15 protein-coding genes are annotated in these 17,890 nt (G+C 55.8%); 8 read left to right on the top strand and 7 right to left on the bottom strand.

Going from position 1 to position 17,890, the window contains the following annotated elements:
- Positions 1–137: 137 nt before the first annotated feature.
- The 4 genes from trmD to gatB form a co-directional block, all read right to left on the bottom strand.
- Positions 138–908, bottom strand: a complete 771-nt coding sequence (trmD, locus tag HX448_RS09725; RefSeq protein WP_102331013.1) for a tRNA (guanosine(37)-N1)-methyltransferase TrmD — start codon at positions 906–908, stop codon at positions 138–140.
- 610 nt (positions 909–1,518) lie between these two features.
- On the bottom strand, positions 1,519–2,370 hold the full coding sequence (locus tag HX448_RS09730; protein WP_102331014.1) for an SAM hydrolase/SAM-dependent halogenase family protein: 852 nt from the start codon (positions 2,368–2,370) through the stop codon (positions 1,519–1,521).
- Between the two features lie 69 nt (positions 2,371–2,439).
- Complete coding sequence (secG, locus tag HX448_RS09735; protein WP_102331015.1) at positions 2,440–2,658, bottom strand: preprotein translocase subunit SecG; 219 nt, start codon at positions 2,656–2,658, stop codon at positions 2,440–2,442.
- A 47-nt stretch (positions 2,659–2,705) separates the two neighbouring features.
- On the bottom strand, positions 2,706–4,184 hold the full coding sequence (gene gatB, locus HX448_RS09740; protein WP_102331016.1) for an Asp-tRNA(Asn)/Glu-tRNA(Gln) amidotransferase subunit GatB: 1,479 nt from the start codon (positions 4,182–4,184) through the stop codon (positions 2,706–2,708).
- 213 nt (positions 4,185–4,397) lie between these two features.
- Between gatB and HX448_RS09745 the strand changes: the two genes are divergently transcribed.
- From HX448_RS09745 to HX448_RS09765, 5 genes are all read left to right on the top strand, one after another.
- A complete protein-coding gene (locus HX448_RS09745) occupies positions 4,398–5,411 on the top strand; it encodes a S1C family serine protease (protein ID WP_102331017.1) in 1,014 nt (337 codons plus the stop codon).
- Positions 5,412–5,445: 34 nt separating this feature from the next.
- Complete coding sequence (locus HX448_RS09750) at positions 5,446–6,276, top strand: S1C family serine protease (protein WP_102331018.1); 831 nt, start codon at positions 5,446–5,448, stop codon at positions 6,274–6,276.
- Between the two features lie 80 nt (positions 6,277–6,356).
- Positions 6,357–8,369 carry an excinuclease ABC subunit UvrB gene (gene uvrB / locus HX448_RS09755; protein ID WP_102331019.1) on the top strand — a complete coding sequence of 671 codons (2,013 nt, stop codon included), beginning with the start codon at positions 6,357–6,359 and terminating at the stop codon, positions 8,367–8,369.
- The gene (locus tag HX448_RS09760) at positions 8,356–8,514 is read left to right on the top strand and encodes a hypothetical protein (RefSeq protein ID WP_190259876.1); all 159 of its coding nucleotides are present in this window, start codon (positions 8,356–8,358) and stop codon (positions 8,512–8,514) included. Before uvrB ends, HX448_RS09760 begins: the two co-directional genes overlap by 14 nt.
- Entirely contained in the window at positions 8,511–9,200 is a 690-nt protein-coding gene (locus HX448_RS09765; RefSeq protein ID WP_102331020.1) for a class I SAM-dependent methyltransferase, read from the top strand. The genes HX448_RS09760 and HX448_RS09765 overlap by 4 nt, the downstream gene beginning before the upstream one ends.
- On the opposite strand, the gene HX448_RS09770 is transcribed toward HX448_RS09765, so the two are convergent.
- Complete coding sequence (locus tag HX448_RS09770; RefSeq protein ID WP_102331021.1) at positions 9,197–10,057, bottom strand: universal stress protein; 861 nt, start codon at positions 10,055–10,057, stop codon at positions 9,197–9,199. The genes HX448_RS09765 and HX448_RS09770 overlap by 4 nt on opposite strands.
- A 172-nt stretch (positions 10,058–10,229) precedes the next feature.
- Here HX448_RS09770 and HX448_RS09775 point away from each other — a divergent pair, with 172 nt between their 5' ends.
- Positions 10,230–10,655 carry a YkgJ family cysteine cluster protein gene (locus HX448_RS09775; RefSeq protein ID WP_102331022.1) on the top strand — a complete coding sequence of 142 codons (426 nt, stop codon included), beginning with the start codon at positions 10,230–10,232 and terminating at the stop codon, positions 10,653–10,655.
- 84 nt (positions 10,656–10,739) lie between these two features.
- Here the strand turns inward: HX448_RS09775 and HX448_RS09780 are convergent, their stop codons facing one another.
- Positions 10,740–13,421, bottom strand: a complete 2,682-nt coding sequence (locus HX448_RS09780) for an MEDS domain-containing protein (RefSeq protein WP_102331023.1) — start codon at positions 13,419–13,421, stop codon at positions 10,740–10,742.
- Between the two features lie 201 nt (positions 13,422–13,622).
- The gene (locus HX448_RS09785; RefSeq protein ID WP_102331024.1) at positions 13,623–15,755 is read right to left on the bottom strand and encodes a hypothetical protein; all 2,133 of its coding nucleotides are present in this window, start codon (positions 15,753–15,755) and stop codon (positions 13,623–13,625) included.
- Between the two features lie 339 nt (positions 15,756–16,094).
- On the opposite strand from HX448_RS09785, the gene HX448_RS09790 reads away from it, so the two are divergent.
- Both HX448_RS09790 and HX448_RS09795 read left to right on the top strand, forming a co-directional pair.
- Entirely contained in the window at positions 16,095–16,463 is a 369-nt protein-coding gene (locus HX448_RS09790) for a helix-turn-helix domain-containing protein (protein ID WP_102331025.1), read from the top strand.
- Entirely contained in the window at positions 16,456–17,835 is a 1,380-nt protein-coding gene (locus HX448_RS09795) for a phage portal protein (RefSeq protein ID WP_102331026.1), read from the top strand. Before HX448_RS09790 ends, HX448_RS09795 begins: the two co-directional genes overlap by 8 nt.
- Positions 17,836–17,890: the final 55 nt, after the last annotated feature.

Genomic DNA, 17,890 nt, shown 5'->3' on the forward strand with positions numbered 1-17,890 from the left:
CGCGCCGGTCATCACCAGGCGGATAATTTCAATGTCACAGACTGAATAGTAAATCACAAATGGGGGGGCTATGGCAAGCCCGTTATACTCTGTCAATAGTATCGATAGTCAAATTATTGATCATCAGACTCACAGATCTACGCCTCGGGCTCGGCAAGGCGTTCTCTCATTTCCGAATCCGATTCGGATTTGATCTCGGCGAGGAGTTTTTGGTCGGTTTTGGAAAGAGTTACATTCTCCATCAGGTCCGGCCTGTGCTCGAATGTACGTTTCAAAGATTCTTTCCGACGCCATTTGGCGATCTTCGCGTGATTTCCCGAAAGAAGCACCTCCGGTACCGGCAAACCTCGAAATTCCGGGGGGCGGGTGTAGTGCGGATATTCCAGGAGTCCCTGGCTATGGGATTCTTCCACCTGTGATTCTTCCGACCCAAGCACACCCGGAACAAGGCGGGATACGGCGTCCACTATTACCATCGCCGGGATCTCGCCCCCGGAGAGTACGTAGTCCCCGATGCTGAGTTCATCGTCGATAAAAGCTCTCACCCGCTCGTCGAACCCTTCATAGTGCCCGGCGATTAAGATAAGGCGGGGCTTTGAGGCCAGATCGGCCGCGATGGCCTCATTAAACAAGCGCCCGGAGGGAGAAAGAAGTATCACCCTCGCTTCGTCGCCGGAAAGACCTTTAACCGCCTCGATCGCCTCGACGACCGGGCCGGGTTTCATCACCATACCGGCGCCCCCGCCATAGGGAGTATCGTCGACGACGTGGTGCTTATCATGGGTGTAGTCCCTGATCTGATAGAGGCGGATCTCTATCAATCCTTTGTCAGAGGCGCGTTTCAGAATGCTTTCTGAAAACGGTCCAGCGAACATCTCCGGGAATAACGTCAGTATGTCTATACGCATCGGTTGATTTTAACACAAACAGTTTACCCCGGGTTGATCAACCGAGAGTTAGCTTTCCTGAACGTGGTACTCTGTGAAATAGCGAGTATCGGTGATATAGCTGGAGAATAATCAGCCTGGCAATGGGTTATGACGAATGATGGATGGCAAAGTATGACGCAAAATCGGTATATTCAAGCATAGTTATCTTTGACCTAATTCCGGATTGGGAGTAGGTTATAGGTGTGAGTACCGGTACTAGTACTCACAGGGTCACCCAAATAAAGCGAAAGGAGGGCGAATGGTAGAGAGACAAGCCGTTCTCGGGATTTGGCTCTTTCCGTGCACATGCTCCTCGCTGGGAGGTGGGAAATCCTAGTCAATGTCCATGGCGAGGAGTCAGGACGAAGGCTCTTGAGCTTTTCATAATTGAGGATTGAAATCCATCTGGTTTTTCTGACCAGGACGGAAAAGTAAAGGGCGAAGAACTTTCCCGAAGAACGAAAATAGAATAGGTCTCAAGGATCCACTGGTTTTACCAAACAGGTTTTCAACCAAGGGTTCCAAAAATTCAATCTGGGGGCGGGTACCTAGGCGGACTAGCTAGGTACCCGCTCTTTTTATTCCGAAATTATAAGCACGAAATCCGAGAACTTTGTTTAGAGAATACTTTGACGACGTCCCCAACCTTGAGATTAGTTACCGCCGCAGCGCTTCCACCATTAACCGCAATCTCCAGGTAGCCTGATGATCCGATCAGAGCCATCAAGCCAATGCCTTCAGAATAGGTCTTCTTCAAGCCGCTCACGACTTTTTTGCCCAATTCGAGGCGCAGTTCGCCGCCCTGCGGCAGATCACTCTCTCGGACATCAGTGATCATGTTGCCGAACCTATCGATGAGAATAATATGACCGATAACCGTCCCGCCGGGCTCCTTTACGGCTTGTGGCAGATCCAGCATGGTCAATCTCTCAAGCGGTTCACCGAAGGCGGTCAATTCGAATCCTTTCGAAAGCATCGCGGCTACCGGCGCCATGATATCCCGGCCGTGAAAAGTGTCGGATACAGGATGCCGGAAATGGGGACTATTGGTCACCGTTACCGCTTTGGCGCCGTTCGAGAGTTCTCCCTGGAGCAAACTACTGGAGGTTATGGCGGCATCCCGGACGTAGTTTTTAACGGCGTAAGATAATACTCCGTTATCGGGACCGATGAACTTGCCCTCCGATGTTTTTAAGGCGATGATCTTGCGGTCGGTACCGACGCCGGGATCGACCACGACCAGGTGGACGGTGTAATGCGGAAAACAGCGGTAGACGGTTGAGAGGAGGAACGCAGCCTCGAAGATGTTCTGCGGGGCAATCTGATGGCTGATATCGACAATCTGGACGTCCGGGGCAATACCCAGGATGACGCCCTTCAAGGCGGCGGCGTAGCCGCTCGTATCGCCAAAGTCGGTAGTCAGGGTGATTATTCCGGACATACCACCTCTTCGAGGATCGATTCTTCTCTGAACCGATTCCTCCCGTGCAGGGAGAAGAAAATGGATGAGTTAAACTACCAGCAAGACCCAGATAGAGATGAGCACCAGCAGAACGACAAGTATGATGGTCATCTGGAACAGGGTTTTTTCTATGCCGCGCTTGGTGCGGAAAACGGTGTCAGCCTGTCCGAAAATGCCGCCCAAGCCACCGCCGCGCACCTGCAGCAAGGACGCCAGTCCGAGGGCTACGGCGACAATTATCTGGGCTATGAGCAAAAATGTCAGCATGTTTTAACCTTCCTGTAAGGGCACGGCGTGCCATGCCCGGCAGTTCCTTAACTTTCTTTCAGCTTTTGCAGTATTATATCAGAAGCGACCGCCGGGTTGGCGCGTCCTTTTGACAGCTTCATCATCTGGCCGACCAGGAATTTCAGCGACTGTTCCTTGCCGGCTTTGAAATCGGCAACCGCGGCGGGATTATCGCCAATGATTTTTGCCGCCATGTCCCTTAAAGCTGAATCGTCGGATATCTGGGCCAGGCCTTTCTCCGAGATGATGGCCTCCGGTGTTTTGCCGGATTGCCACATTTCCTCGAGCACCGTCTTGGCGGTTGCGGTATTGATCGCGCCCTTTGCCGTTACGGCGATGAGTTTGGCCAGGGCGGCGGCGGGGACCTTAACGGAGAAGGCGTCGATATTCGCATTGGCGGCGTTCAGGATACGGGCGACCTCGCCGTTGACCCAATTGGCAGCGTCCTTGGCAGTCACGTTTAGATCGGCGGATAACACGCCCTCGAAATAATCGGCGATATCTCGAGCGGAGGTCAGAATCGCCGCATCGTAGTCTGACAACTGGTAGTCGCTGACGAATCGGGTCTGACGGGCTTCCGGAAGTTCGGGCAGCCTAGCCCTGATCTGGGCGATCCATTTTTCATCGAATTGAAGCGGCGGCAGGTCGGGCTCCGGGAAATAGCGGTAATCGTGGGCAAATTCCTTGGAGCGCTGAGACACGGTGACGCCTTTTTCGTCCTGCCAACCCCGTGTTTCCTGCGGGACGCGAACGCCATTGTCGTAGTCTTTGGCCTGGCGGACCTCTTCGTATTCCAGCGCCCGAAAAACGGCGCGGAACGAGTTCATATTCTTGACTTCGACCTTGGGATTGAACTTCGTCTCGCCGGTTGGGCGCAACGAGATATTGGCGTCGCAGCGGAAAGAGCCCTCTTCCATGTTGGCTACCGAAACGCCCAAATAGCGTAGAATGGTGCGGAGTTTCATCAGGTACTGCCGGGCTTCCTCGGGAGTCCGCATATCCGGCTCGGAAACGATCTCCATGAGCGGTACGCCGGAGCGGTTGACATCAACAAGGGAATAGCCCGGACCGCCAAGTTCGTCCCTATGGAGGAGTTTGGCGACATCTTCTTCGAGGTGGACGCGGGTGATGCCGATCCGCCGGATCTTGCCGTCGACAGCGACGTCGATCCAGCCCTGGCGGCCGATGGGCTCATCGTACTGGGAAATCTGGTAACCCTTCATCAGGTCGGGATAGGCATAGTTCTTGCGGTCGAACTTGCTGTTGGGCGCGATGGTGCAGTTGAGCGCCAGTGCCGTCATCATGGTAAATTCGACGGCCTTTTTGTTTATCACCGGAAGTACGCCGGGCAAGCCGAGGCACACCGGGCAAACGCGGGTGTTGGGCGGGGCATCGGCATAATCGGAGGCGCAGCGGCAGTACATCTTGCTGGCTGTGGCCAGTTGTGCGTGGACCTCGAGTCCGATGACCGTCTCGTATTTGGAGGAGATTGTCGCGTCAGTCATAAAATTAACCTTGTAAGTATAGCAATACACATTTGCCCCGGCAACCGGAAACACAATTCATTTTTTAGATAACGCAGTCGAGCCACCTTAAAGTTCCCACGAATCCCACATAATTCATCCATTATTGCGTGACAAAATAAAAGTGTCATAATAGAAAAAGAGGGCAAATAAGTCGTAAATTTTCAGAAAGCTTTGGAAAGGATCGGATGAAAAATGGAAATGGAATCATCTAATATGCCGGAACAAAATCCTTCGGAACAGGCGAGGAATCCTCAGCCGGTTACGCCATCGCCAATGATGCACCAAACGGTGTCTGAACCTATAGCCCAGATGCCGCGAAAATCTCCAGGTTCGGGAGGCAACGCCCTGGTCGCCGTACTTATCGTCATACTAGCCCTGGCTACCGTCGGCAATGGCGCTCTGGCTATCCAGTCAAACTCCAAGGTGAGCTCCACCAACTCCGATCTGGCAGCGGCTCAAAGTGCCAACTCATCTCTCCAAGCCTCCATCGCGCAGCAACAAACGGCAGCCAATACGTTGTCCGCCAGCGTCGCTACGCTTCAGCAAACCGTGTCCAAACTGACCGGCACAACCACACCGACCCCGACGACCACCGATTTCGTCACCCCGGCCAAGATGATCGAGCCCCAGGTAGTGTATATCGAAGTGACTGACCGGACCGGCGGCGGCAGCGGTTCCGGCACCATCATCCGTTCCGACGGCTACGTCCTGACCAACCAGCACGTCATCGCCGGGGCGACCTCGATAAGCGTTACATTGAAAACCGGCGAGAAGTTTACCGCGACGCTGGTCGACAGCAGCGCCGACCTCGATGCCGCCATACTCAAAATGAACACCACCCGCACCGACCTGCCGACGGTCACTATCGGCTCTTCGGCTTCGGTGGTCATCGGCCAGGAGATCCTGACCTGCGGCTTCCCCCTCGGCTCCGACCTTTTCGGCAACGCCGTTTTCGGCCCGGCTACATTCAATGCCGGCGTAGTCTCCGCCATACGCAACCTGCCTTCCGGCAATACCGATAATCCGGCCTTCACACTCAACTACATCCAGATCGATGCCGATATCAACCCGGGCAACTCCGGCGGCGGCCTGTTCACCCTTGACGGCAAGCTTGTAGGCATCCCGTCATACGGTTTTGCGACGGGCATCAATACCGCCATACCCATCGACGCTGTAAAGGCCCTCATCCAGAGTTCGGTGAAGTAACGAAAGCGAGAGAAGAAGAGAGGATGAAAACAGTATGAAAAATCCAGCTTCGATCGCCATCGTAGTTGTTCTACTAATAGTCAACGGAGTCTTCGCGGCCTTTAACCTCGGGGCGTCAAGCACCATTAATTCAGCCCAGGCTAAGATCTCCGATTTGACTTCTGCCAACACCACGATCCAAACCGATCTGGCGGCGCTTCAAACCAGCAACATCCAAACTCAAACAGCCCTGGCGGCGGTCCAGGCGCAAGTGGATAAGCTGACATCCCAAACGTCTTCCGCTGCCTCAAAATACGGCGCGGTGATGAATTCAATTAATCCTGTGGTCGTCAGGATCAATGCCACCGGAACCGGGCTGCGCGGATTCGCCTCCGGCGTCATTGTAAGTTCCAACGGGTATGTTCTGACGGTGCTCCACAACGTTGACGGCGCACGATCGATCAACGTCACTGTTTCTACGGGCGATACATTTACCGGAACGATCAGCGCTACTGATACGGTAAATAATTTGGCTTTGATAAAATTAACCTCTACTCGGACGGATTTCCCCGCGGCTGCCCGGGGATCGATCAGCACTCTCCAGGACGGGCAGATCGTGATCTCCGTCAGTTATCCTCTAAGTGATGAACTGCACGGTCCGGCGACCTTCGACGTCGGCATAGTTTCATCACTTCGGATGGATATCCCGACCAACTACTTCATTCAGAGCGATGCCGATATCGCCCAGGGCAGCGGCGGTGGCGGGCTGTTCACTTTGGACGGGAAATTGGTTGGGATTGCCTCGCTTGGTATCGCCGACGGAATCTACGAGTACATCCCTATAGATGCAGCAGCCACGCTGTTGAAAGGCGCCAGCATAACCTAGGTCTCGATCGACGTGTACTGTAAGGACACGGCGAGCCGTGTCCTTACAGTTATGTTGGGCCATGGGATATAATTCGGGATATGCCTGAATTTAACCTCGTTTCTGATTTCGGCCTGATGGGCGATCAATCCGCCGCCGTGGCGGGACTGACCAAAGGTCTCGCAGATGGATTAAAAGATCAGACCCTGCTCGGCGTTACCGGCTCGGGGAAAACCTTCACCATGGCCAACGTTATCGCCCGCTGCGGCCGTCCGGCTTTGATTATTTCACATAACAAGACCCTGGCGGCCCAGCTTTACGCCGAGTTCCGCGAATTCTTTCCCAATAACGCCGTCGAATACTTCGTCAGCTACTACGATTACTACCAGCCGGAGGCTTACGTCCCGTCCAAGGACATGTATATCGAAAAAGACGCTGATATCAACGACGAGATCGATAAGCTTCGCCACGCCGCCACCCGGTCGCTCCTGTCCCGCCGGGATACCATCATCGTCGCTTCGGTGTCGTGCATCTACGGCCTGGGTGAGCCTGAAGAATACATGCGTTTCGTCCTGAACCTCGAAAAAGGGGCGCGCTATCCCAGGACGGAGATCCTGCACCGGCTCGTCGATATGCAATACGAGCGTAACGACCTCGATTTTTCCCGGTCGAAGTTCCGGCTTCGGGGAGATACCCTGGAATTGCATCCGGCTTATGAAGAAACAGCCCTACGCATAGAGTTCTTCGGCGATGAGATAGAACGCATGGTGAGGATCGATCCTCTGACGGGTGAAATTCTCGAAGAACTCAAGATGGTGGATATCTACCCGGCTAAGCATTTCGTGACCTCGCCGGAAAAGCTTGTCAAGGCTATCCAGGCCATACGTGAGGAGTTGGCGGGGCGGGTGGAGCAGCTTAAACGCGAGGGTAAACTCCTGGAAGCCGCCCGGCTGGAACAGCGCACCGAATACGATATCGAGATGCTGGAACAGGCAGGTTATTGCAACGGCGTGGAGAACTACGCCCGGCACCTGTCCGGAAGACCCGCTGGCTCGGCGCCGTGGACGCTGCTGGATTATTTCCCCAAGGATTTCATCCTTTTTGTCGATGAATCTCACATGTCGCTGCCCCAGATCAGGGGCATGTACAACGGCGACCGGGCCCGCAAGGAAGTGCTGGTCGAGTATGGATTTCGCCTTCCTTCGGCTATGGACAACCGGCCGCTGAATTTCTCCGAGTTTCGGCAGCGCTTCGAACAGGCGGTTTATGTCTCGGCGACGCCCGGGCCGTACGAAAAAGAGCATTCGCAAAATACCGTCGAACAACTGGTACGGCCGACCGGACTCCTCGAGCCGGTCATCGAGGTCAAACCGACCGAAGGTCAGATTGACGATCTTCTTTACCAGATCAAGCTTCGCGTTGAAAAAAGCGAGCGCTGCCTGGTGACTACCCTGACCAAGAAGCTTGCTGAAACCCTGTCGGAGTACATCGCCGAATCGGGTATCAAGACCCAGTACCTTCACTCCGAGGTCGAGACATTCGAGCGCGTGGAAATTCTGCGCGATCTCAGGCTGGGCGTCTACGATGTAGTCGTTGGCATCAACCTGTTACGCGAAGGACTCGACCTCCCGGAGGTTTCTCTTGTCGCCATCCTCGATGCCGATAAGGAAGGTTTCCTCCGCAGCGAATGGGCGCTGATCCAGACTATGGGCCGCGCCGCCCGTCACGTTGACGGCAAGGTCATCATGTACGCTGACATCATCACCGGTTCGATGGAACGCGCCATCGCCGAGGTCAAGCGGAGGCGTGCCATCCAGGAAACCTATAACGCCGAGCACGGCATTACGCCGCAGGGCATCCGCAAGGCCATAAAAGACATTACTGAACGTATCCGTACCGCCGAGGCCGTGGTCGCGGAGCAGACGGCTGAGTCCTATAAAGCCATGCCGTTGACTAAGGAAGACCTGGCTCGTCTTATCCGGGAGCTCGAATATCAGATGAAGCGGGCTGCCAAGACTATGGACTTCGAACGAGCGGCCTTGTTGCGTGATCGAATAGTCGAACTTAAGCGCGAACTTATCGAACCGGAGGCAAAACCTCGTGGCCGGAGATAACGATCGCGGATATGCCGAAACTCGCCAGGAACGCCGCGAAAAGAAACGACAGGCGCAGAAAAACCGGATGACCCATCACGGCAAGTCCATTGCGTTGATTTACCGGCAGAGCGTGGAAAAGCGGGCGGGGAAAAGCAAAAAATGACCGACTCCCATTTTGACACCTCCAAAGCCGCCCGCCTGGACAATCCCAGCCGCGTCGCCGAACTCCGCATCCCTGAGCTCCTCACAGAGATCGGGGGTGTCAAGGTAATGACGGACTGCGTTGACCTTGGCTGCGGCACCGGGACGTTCACGTTGCCGATGGCGGAGATCGTGGGGAGGTGGGGCAAAGTATACGCTGTAGACGATTCCCAGGAGATGCTGGATATCCTGAAATCTCGCAAGCCCCCGAAAAACGTCATGCCCGTAAAAGCCGATTTTACCGAGACCGGTCTCGTCGATGGAATAGCCGAATTCTGCCTGGCGGCATTCATTTTGCACGAGACAAAACAGCCGGAAAAGCTGCTGGCCGAAACTTACCGGTTATTGAAACCGGGAGGCAGGTTGCTGGTGATGGAGTGGCGGGCTGAATTCGACAGCCCCGGACCGTCGCAGAAGATTCGGGTGACGGTCGAGAAAATGTCGGCGTTAGTCTTAGAGACAGGGTTTAGGAACTTCCAATCGGATAATTGGTCGGAAAAGCACTACTATGGCCTCGGGGTGAAGCCACTCTACGAAACAGACAAGGAACCAGATCCACTGGTATTGGGCATTGTAAAAACTTCCGGACAGTTGTTTCTTGAGACCGGAGGCGGGACCTCATTCCCGTCAACTACTAGGTTCTATTAACCCCCCGGAGGGTGGACTACCAGCACCGGCGTGGTGCCATAGACGACGATTTTCTCGGTCACTGAACCGAAAACCCAACGCGTCAGGCCGGACAGGCCGTGAGTTGACATGGCGATGAGGTCAACTTGGTTGTCCCGGGCATAATTCATGATCAGTTCGGCGGCGGCGCCGGTTTTGACTACCGTAGACACTGTTATGCCTTTTTGGCGCAAGGCCTCAGCGCGGCGGTTCAGGAACGTAGTCGCATCAGCTTCGATCTCGGCATCATCTATGGGCAGTGTGTAAGCGCCCATGCCGTCCACGCTGGGCAGGTACCGGACGGGTTCAACAACCTGGGCGAGCACCACCTCGGCTCCGAAGGCCGGCGCCAACTGTACCACGATGTCGAGCGCCGCCTGGCCGATGCCGGAGCCGTCGAGCGGTACCAGAATCTTGCTGATGAGCGGCTTGTTTTCAGGCGGCGGAGATTTAATCAGTAATGCCGGCTTGTTGGTGCCTGTCATGATCTTGTTGGCCACCTTGCCGACCAGTGCTGCCCCCCGCCCCGAGGCACCGTGGGCGGAAAGTATCACCAGGTCGGCCACATGTTCCTCGATAAACCGGAGGATCTCATCGGCGGCTTTGCCGGTTTGGAGGCTGGTCTGCCAGGCGCGCTGGCCGGGGTATTTCGCTTTGAGGCGCTCGTCGAGGTGTCGCAGGTAATTCCGGTAGAGGTTTCCGGTGTCGGCGGCGCCGGTCTCGTCGACACTGATGAAATCTAGCTGGGCGCCCAGCTTCTGAGCCAGCGCGATGCCGTAGGGGACGGTTATCTCAGCTTCCGCCGAGCCGTCGAGGGGGATTACGACTTCTTTGATCATGCGGCTTTACCTGCCTTTACATAGTCGAATGATCGCCTGTGCTGTTAGTATAACATCGTTTGTGGCGTTGATGGCAAGAAAATGACAGCCTCCCGGAGTTCACTTATAATATTTCACAAATGATTAACGGGCCTGGGGTGACAACCCAGGCGTTTTTAATATGAGGTGAGATGTGTCCCCGGAAGAGTCTTTCCAGTGTTTCTGCTGTGGCGTCTGCTGCTCCAAGTACCAGGTGCAGATGACGGTGAACGAGGCGCATAACATCGCCGACAAACTGCGCATCGAGTGGGATGAGTTCGAGAATGATTACCTCGACGGCGCCTGGCCGGGAACCAGGACAGTTCTTTTGGGGCACCGCGAGGGGCATTGCGTATTTCTTGAAGCCCAACCCGATAACCGGGTTTTCTTCTGCCGCATCCAAAAATTCAAGCCCGAATCCTGCATCCAGTGGAACGCCGACGCCGATAAAAAGGATTGCCAGGAGGGGCTTGAACAATTGTGGGATTTGGGAACAGACGCCGAGGGACAGTTCACGGGAGACCCGGGGAAGGTGCGGGAATTGAATGCCTTCCTGGAAACACTAAATCCTGAACGCTGATTTCAAACGCTCAAATCCACGTTCAAATCAAAATGCGTTAGAAATCTTAAATTTGGATATTTGGTATTATTTAGGAATTAGATATTAGGATTTGGCGCCTGCGCGAATGGGCAGGGTCAGCAGTATGTTTGTCCCCTTGCCGGGGGCGGAATCGCATTCACAGGTGCCCCCCAGTAACGCCGCCCTCTCCCGCATCGCCGATAAACCCGTGGATTGCCCCGGCTGCAGCGAGGAAGGATCGAAGCCCCGGCCGTTATCCCATATCCCCACGCACAGGTTATCTCCATCAGGCTTCAGGCTGACGCGTGCTTCCTTGACGCCGGAGTAGCGCATGACATTAGTCAGTGCCTCCTGGACAACCCGGAAAGTGCCTGTCGCCTGGTCGATCGGCAGGGGCGGCAGCGGTTGGCATTCGAAAGACACCTTGAGACCCGCCTGCGTGTGCAGTTGTTTGAACAGCCACTCAAGGGCTGGTACCAGCCCCAGTTCGTCAAGCACGCCAGGTCGCAGGGAGAGCGAAAGGTTGCGAACATTGCGGATGATGTCGCCTATCTGTTCAGAAAGATCTTTCAGGATCGGATGCAGTTCTTCGGGCGCTTGCCGGTCGGCCCTTGCAGCCATTAACTTAGCCACGGTCAAACCCTGGCCGATTTCATCGTGCAGTTCGCGGGCGATGGCGCGGCGTTCGGCCTCCTGCACCCCCATCAAACGGTTAGACAGGGCGCGCGCCGTTTCCTCAGCCCGACGGCGGAGTCCCACCTGTTCCCTCAGTTCCAATTCAGCCCGCTTCAGTTCTGTAACATCGCGGGCGGCGGCGAACACGCCCAATACATTACTATTCAAGTCACGATAGACGGAGGCGTTATAAAGAACATCGGTCGACTTGCCGTCGCTTCGGCGTATGGTAAGCGGGTAACCGATGACGGCGCCATCGGCGAAGACCTGAAGATAAGCTCGGCGGGCTTTGTCCGGTTCGGTGAAGTAGTCGCAGAAATCGTCGCCGATGAGCGTTTCGCGGCTGGCTCCGGTGGCCTCGACAGTAGCCTTGTTGACATCGGTAATCTTGCCGTCCGGATTGATGGTAACCAGGGGGTCGACCGCGGCTTCGATAAGACTACGGACATAGGAGTGGGCCTGCGCAAGTTCTGCGGTGCGTTCACTTATCTTGGTTTCCAGGCTGTCTTTGGCCTGCTGAAGTTGTTCCTCGGCCGACAGCCGCTGGAGCGCCATGCCTATATTGGCGGCGATACTCTCGAAGAAATTCACCTGTTCAGGCGTGAAACGTCCGGCTTGACGGTCGTTCAATTGAAGCAGGCCGACGATTTCATTACCCGCCGTTACCGGGAACAGACCCACCGAAGCGAATCCGGTGTGAATGCAGCGGTTCCGGGGGTTTATCCGGGGGTCCTCTTCAGGCGTTAGGGATAAAAGATCGGTCGAATTGTTAGTCCAGAAACCGCCGGCGGGTGTAAAACAGGGCATATCGGGGAGTTCGCGCCCCGAAATCAGCAGGCCGCATGTGCATTCGAGCACCGGCCGGCCCGACGGGTCCTTGAGGACACGGCCATCGCCACCCCGGTGACACAGGAAATTTTCCTCTCTGACGAACTCATCGGTAAAGCCATCGATACCGAAATAAGGATAATCATCCCCCTGGCACAGGCGTAGTCCTACCGCCTCAAAACCGGTGGTTTGCTTGATCAAACGCAGAGTGTCGCCGACGATCGCCTGAAGCGAGTCGTGCCGGTTCAGGATTTTAAGGATGCCGTTAAGGAGAGCCTGTTTCGATTCCTGGTTCTTGCGCTCCGTGATATCGCTGAAGATGGTGCCGAAACGATTTTTACCCGGTGAAAAGACCGAAATGCTGAAATGTTTCCCCATCGGCGGGAAATACGTCTCGAAGGACTCCGGTTCCCCGGTGAGGGCTACTCTTTCGTAAACATCAAAATAGGGCGGTTTCCCGGTGCCATACAACACGGAAGCTTTTTGGCCGATCGATTTAGCTCGCTCCAGACCGGTAGCCGCCTCGAAGGCCGGATTTACATCGAGAATGCGGTAATCCACCGCTTTTCCGGAATCATCGAAAACCAGTTCGTGCAGGCACAGACCCTCTCGCATCGAGCGGTAGGTCGCCAGGATCTGCTCCTGCTGCCTCTGCATCGCCTGGCGGGTTTGCCGGTGGGTGGAACTTTCGATTAACTGCCACTGACCTTTTTGCTGGATCAGGGCGAACTCATGGTTCTTGATGACGTCCAGGATTTCGGGTGCACCGCATTTTTCCAGCGAATAGGTACACAGCGCCAGCATGTTGTACTGGCTGATGACCGAGTCTACGGCGTGCTCATAATCGGTAAACCCGTCCCAGTCGGCTTTTTCCAGCCAGAAGGTGTTGCCGCTGAGCCTCAACCCGTCGAAACCTTTGTCGAGGGCATTATTCAGCTTTTCGACCCATCCGGCCAGGACCTTGTCGGAATTGAACATGCCTTCGGGGAGGTACCAGTTGCGGTGTGATAAAATCTCTATCTGCCCGGAGGCGATCCTCGATTCCAGGTCGGGGACGGCTTCCGCCAGTGCGGTTTTCGCCTCGGCGACGTTCAGCGGTTCCGAGGTGATCCACATGCAGAATTCGTTATTCAAAAGCCCCGAGCGGAAATAAGGCACCAGGGTATCGATCAAGTCTTGTTTGGTCTGATAGAACTGGCAGAAATGCGTGCCCCAGGGCACGTTGCCGATAATGTCGATGCCGCTCAGCCTCAGGGTTTCCAAACAGGTCTCCGTTCTCCGGGTTCGCGAGGTTAAAGACTATTGAGAAGAGTCATAACATTATACTCCGGGCTTCAATGGCCGCCCAAATTGGCTCCAGCCATGTTCAAATAAAGGTAAGCGGTATGTCTGTATCGGCTAAGGTGCATGAAAAAAGAAGCCCTCGGTTAAGAGGGCTTCTTTAAATTCAACCGCGAAAAAACTCTAAAACGAGGAACGGCGTCGCAGGAGCAGGTAAACCCCGCCTCCGATGATGATTACGGCGAAGAATCCTATGGTGACCCAGGCCCAAACCGGGACGTCAGCCCAGGAGAAACCGACGACGAAGCTATTGGCGGTGCTCGGTGCCCCGACGTTGCCTGCCGCATCCGTGGCGATCACCCGCCAGTAGTACGGGGCTTTCTTTGAGACCGTCGGCAGTTTTTCGGCGTCGGTCATGGTGTAACTGGTCGTGGTCAGGCCGTCCTTTGAAACAATAAGGGTGGTGAAGTTGGCGTCGGTGGCGACTTCAAGTTTGTATGTCACCGGGTTGGACTGGTCGGTGACGGCACCCCAGGTGAAGGTAATCGGCTGCTTGGCCTTGATGCCGGACGCCGGTTCGGTCAGGGTCGGGCCGGCTGGGGCTGTTCCTTCCATGGTGAAGGTGAGTGGTTTGCCGTCTTGATCTTTATCTTTTGTAGTTTGGCCGTCGGATACCGTCACCGGATGGGCGCCTTTGACGATTACCGGGGCTTTGAAGGCGACGGTGAAGGCTCCGGCGGTGTTGGATGTGCCGGTTGCCACTTGATTTCCTTCAAGTTTGACCGTGATGGCGGCGCCCGGTTTGAAACCGCTGCCGGTAACGGTAATGTCCTGGCCGACAAATCCCGGCGTCGCTGAGGTGTCCGGGGAGATGGCGGCGGTGATGGATGAAGTGAATACCGCCGTAGCCAGGTTGCCCAATCCGTCGGCGGCGATGATAGTATGCGCGCCTTCTACTGCGCCGGGCACGGTGAAGACCCCGCTGAATGTTCCGTTGGCTAGCACGGTGAGAGTCGCCGGAGCGGTCGGCAGGGCGATGGAATCATACGCCAGTGTTATCTGTCCGTTGGGGTAGAAGCCGGTGCCGTTGATGGTCACTTGGTCGCCGGTGGAACCTGTCGCGGCGCTGATGGTTATCTTTGCCGAAACAGTGAAATTCGCCGAGGCGAACATCGCGGCGTCGGTAGTCACTTTGGCGGTGATCACGTGGACTCCCGATGGGGAATTCGCGATAGTTAGGGTCTTTGAGAAGCTGCCTTTGGTATCAGTGGTGACAGTCGTGCCGGTAAGCGCCGTGCCGTCGAATTCAAAACCGACCACGACGCTGTCGCCGAACCCGGTGCCGTTCACGGTGACGTTTGTGCCCACAGGACCGGAGGCGGGAGACAGGATAATCTTGGACTGGTTGATGGTGAAGGTCTTATAGGCAAAAACGGTGGTGTACGTGTTGTCTCTAACGTAAACTGTGTGCGGCCCCCGGACTGCCGGCGGGATGACGATAGCGGTGGCGGGGATCACCCCGGAAGAATTGGCGGCTACCGTTACCAGGGGGGTGCTCGTAAGGCTGTCAAAGAAAATACTGACCGAGCCCAGGGCGGTGAAACCGTCGGCGTTGACGGTGATCGTATCACCTACGGCTCCGGCTTCAGATGAAAGGCTGATGATCCTGGGTAAAATCGCCAGTTGGGTGTTGTAGGTATTGAGCGCCGTGTCGATGGCTGTCACGACATGGGGCACGGGCAAGTAAGGTGTTTGTGCCAGGGTAAATGGAACGCTGAACGCCCCGTTCGCGTTTTGAGCCGTGGTTACCTGTACCACGGGCGTCCCTGTCGTAATCGCAGTGGTGGCAAAATAGATGTTCACCGCAAGGTTGGCGCCGAAGCCGGTGCCGTTCACGGTAACCGCGGTACCCGCTGTCGCCGATATGGTTGATAATGTGATGAAAGGGGTGACTGCAAAAGTACCGACATTGACGGGAGTCGGGTTGCCGTCGCCGAGTACCGCAATCTGGTAGTTGCCTTTGGGCACAACCGGAACCTGGAAGCTTCCAGTGACGATTCCGCCTGCGGGTATGGCTGTTGAAGCAACTACCGTTATGTTAATGGTGTTGTTCCCGGCGTCCAACCCGATGAAATGAACCGTGTAGTTGGTGCCGGTAACCTGAGTAGGTGATGTGCTGAAACTCACGAGGGTGCCCACCGGTCCTGTGGTCGGTGCCGAACTGACCGCGGACACCGGAGAAATAAACACACCTATCGCCAACGATGCGGCAATGATGAGAGCAGGGAACAACTTGAACACCGTTCTAATCTTCATTTGCCTGCTTTATCCTCCTGACATTCCAAACGTATTCCCAATTTGCCGGTATTATAACACACGATTTTCCGACTGTATCCAATTTTCTTTAGAAATATTACGATAGTTTTCCCTTGCCCTCTATAACGTCCTTACCGGCAATCCGATAGCCGGATCGGCCCGGCAAAAAATATTTTTTTCGCAACCCGCCAAAAACGACACGAAACGCTTGACAGAACGCAGAACGCTCGTGCTATCATGTTAGCGCATCGGCCGGACGTAACCGCCCGGTAAACCCCAACAAACCTGAAATGGCCCGGCTGGTGCAGAAAATTAGAACATATGAGCGTTTATTTACAAATGCATGGAGACGGCGAGGATCTCGATGAAGATCCGGCAGACCTTGGCGCGCCGTGCGAAAACGCGCCTGCGGATGACGACCCCCTCCCCGAATACACCCACTACCGGGACGAGGGCTGCGGTCTTTCCAACTCCTGCCTCAACTGCCCCTTTCCCCGGTGCGTCTACGAGGTGCGCGGCGGCATGCGGCGCTATGAGAAAGACAAAAGCGCCCGGGAGATCATCTTTCAGTACGGCCGCGGATTTAGCGCCAAGCAGATCGCCCGGATGCTGGATGAAAACCTGAGGACGGTCCAGCGGGTGATCAAGGAATTCAAACGTGACACTGACATCGATACCGAAAATGGAAGGGAGACATGGGATGAATAGTTTTGATTTCAATTCGGCCGCCAACGACAGGCGCCGGCGCTACCGTGAGCTGCTGGACTTTTATCACGGCCGTCATTGGGCGGGCACTCGCCGCGAAGAAAAGCGCCTGACATTCAATTACGCCGCGGCGGTGGTGGACAAACTGACCGCCTACCTGGTGGGCGGGCTTTCAGTGAAGGCCGTGTCCCATGATGCCTCGGCCGAAACGGTTTTGAAGGCTCAGCGATTGCTGGAAAAGACGGGCGTCGGCAACAATCTCGACCGGTTGGACTACGAGACGGAGATCGATGCCGCTGTGCTGGGTGACGGCTGCTACCGCCTCGGTTGGGATGCCGCCTCGGGGACGGTCCGAGTTACCTCGCCTGATATCGCCTCTGTCGACGTGGGATACGCCATCGATGGGGTCGCCGTCGAAAAGGTCACCCTGTCATACACCGTTTTCAAAGCTGTAGCGATTCAAGCCTGGGGCTTTAATGGTGGGACAGGCATCTTGCCTGCCGGCTCAACTATTCCCGGTGGGATCGGCATCCTGCCCGTCGATTCGGACAACGTCGATGTCGTCGAAACCTGGACCACCGCTGAATACCAGGTCGCCTGCAACGGCGAGGTCGTGACGGCCAGTCCGAACCCCTACGGCTTCATCCCGTTCATCGTCTTCCCCAACCTCCCCAAGCCAAAATCCCCGTGGGGCATTTCCGATCTTGAGCCGCTGGTCGAGGTACAGAGGGAACTGAACCGGTCTACTTCGCAGCTTTCACGCATCCTCGAGTTGTCCGGCAATCCCATTGCCGTGTTGGAGAACGTCGAATCGTCGCAGGATATCGCCGTCGCCCCCGGCGCGGTATGGCATATCCCGGAGGAAGCCAAAGCTTACCTGCTCGACCTATTGCAGGGTGGCGGAGCCCAGCTCCATTTGAATTACATCGACCTACTTTTCCGCATGCTGCACGACCTTTCGGAAATGCCGCGGGCGGCTTTCTGCGGTATGGGTCGGGACGTCTCCGGCGTGGCGCTGGAGCTTGAGCTTCAACCCCTCCTCCACCGCATCTGGCGCAAACGCCTCATCCGCACCGGCGTTTACCGCAGGCGAGCCGAGATGATGCTGGCGCTTTATGCCAAATACCTCGGCGAGAACTTTGACGGCGTCGGCATTGAGGTCACCTGGGCGCCGGTACTGCCGCGGGACATCGCCGCCACGGTAGCCTCGGAACAGACCCTCGTCCAGAGTGGCATTCACTCGCGAAAGCGGGCCATGGCAGGGCTAGGCATCGCCGACCCCGACAAGGAATTCGCCGATTGGCTGGCGGAACGGGAATCAATTTTGAAGATGAACCGGAGCAACAACCTGAAAGCGGGAGAGAGCGCGGTATAGGTGACGGCGAAGGCCATCAACACTCCAACTTCCCTTGCCCCGGGTGGGAGAGGGG

Source organism: Dehalogenimonas etheniformans, from assembly GCF_014672715.2.
GTDB lineage: Bacteria > Chloroflexota > Dehalococcoidia > Dehalococcoidales > Dehalococcoidaceae > Dehalogenimonas > Dehalogenimonas etheniformans.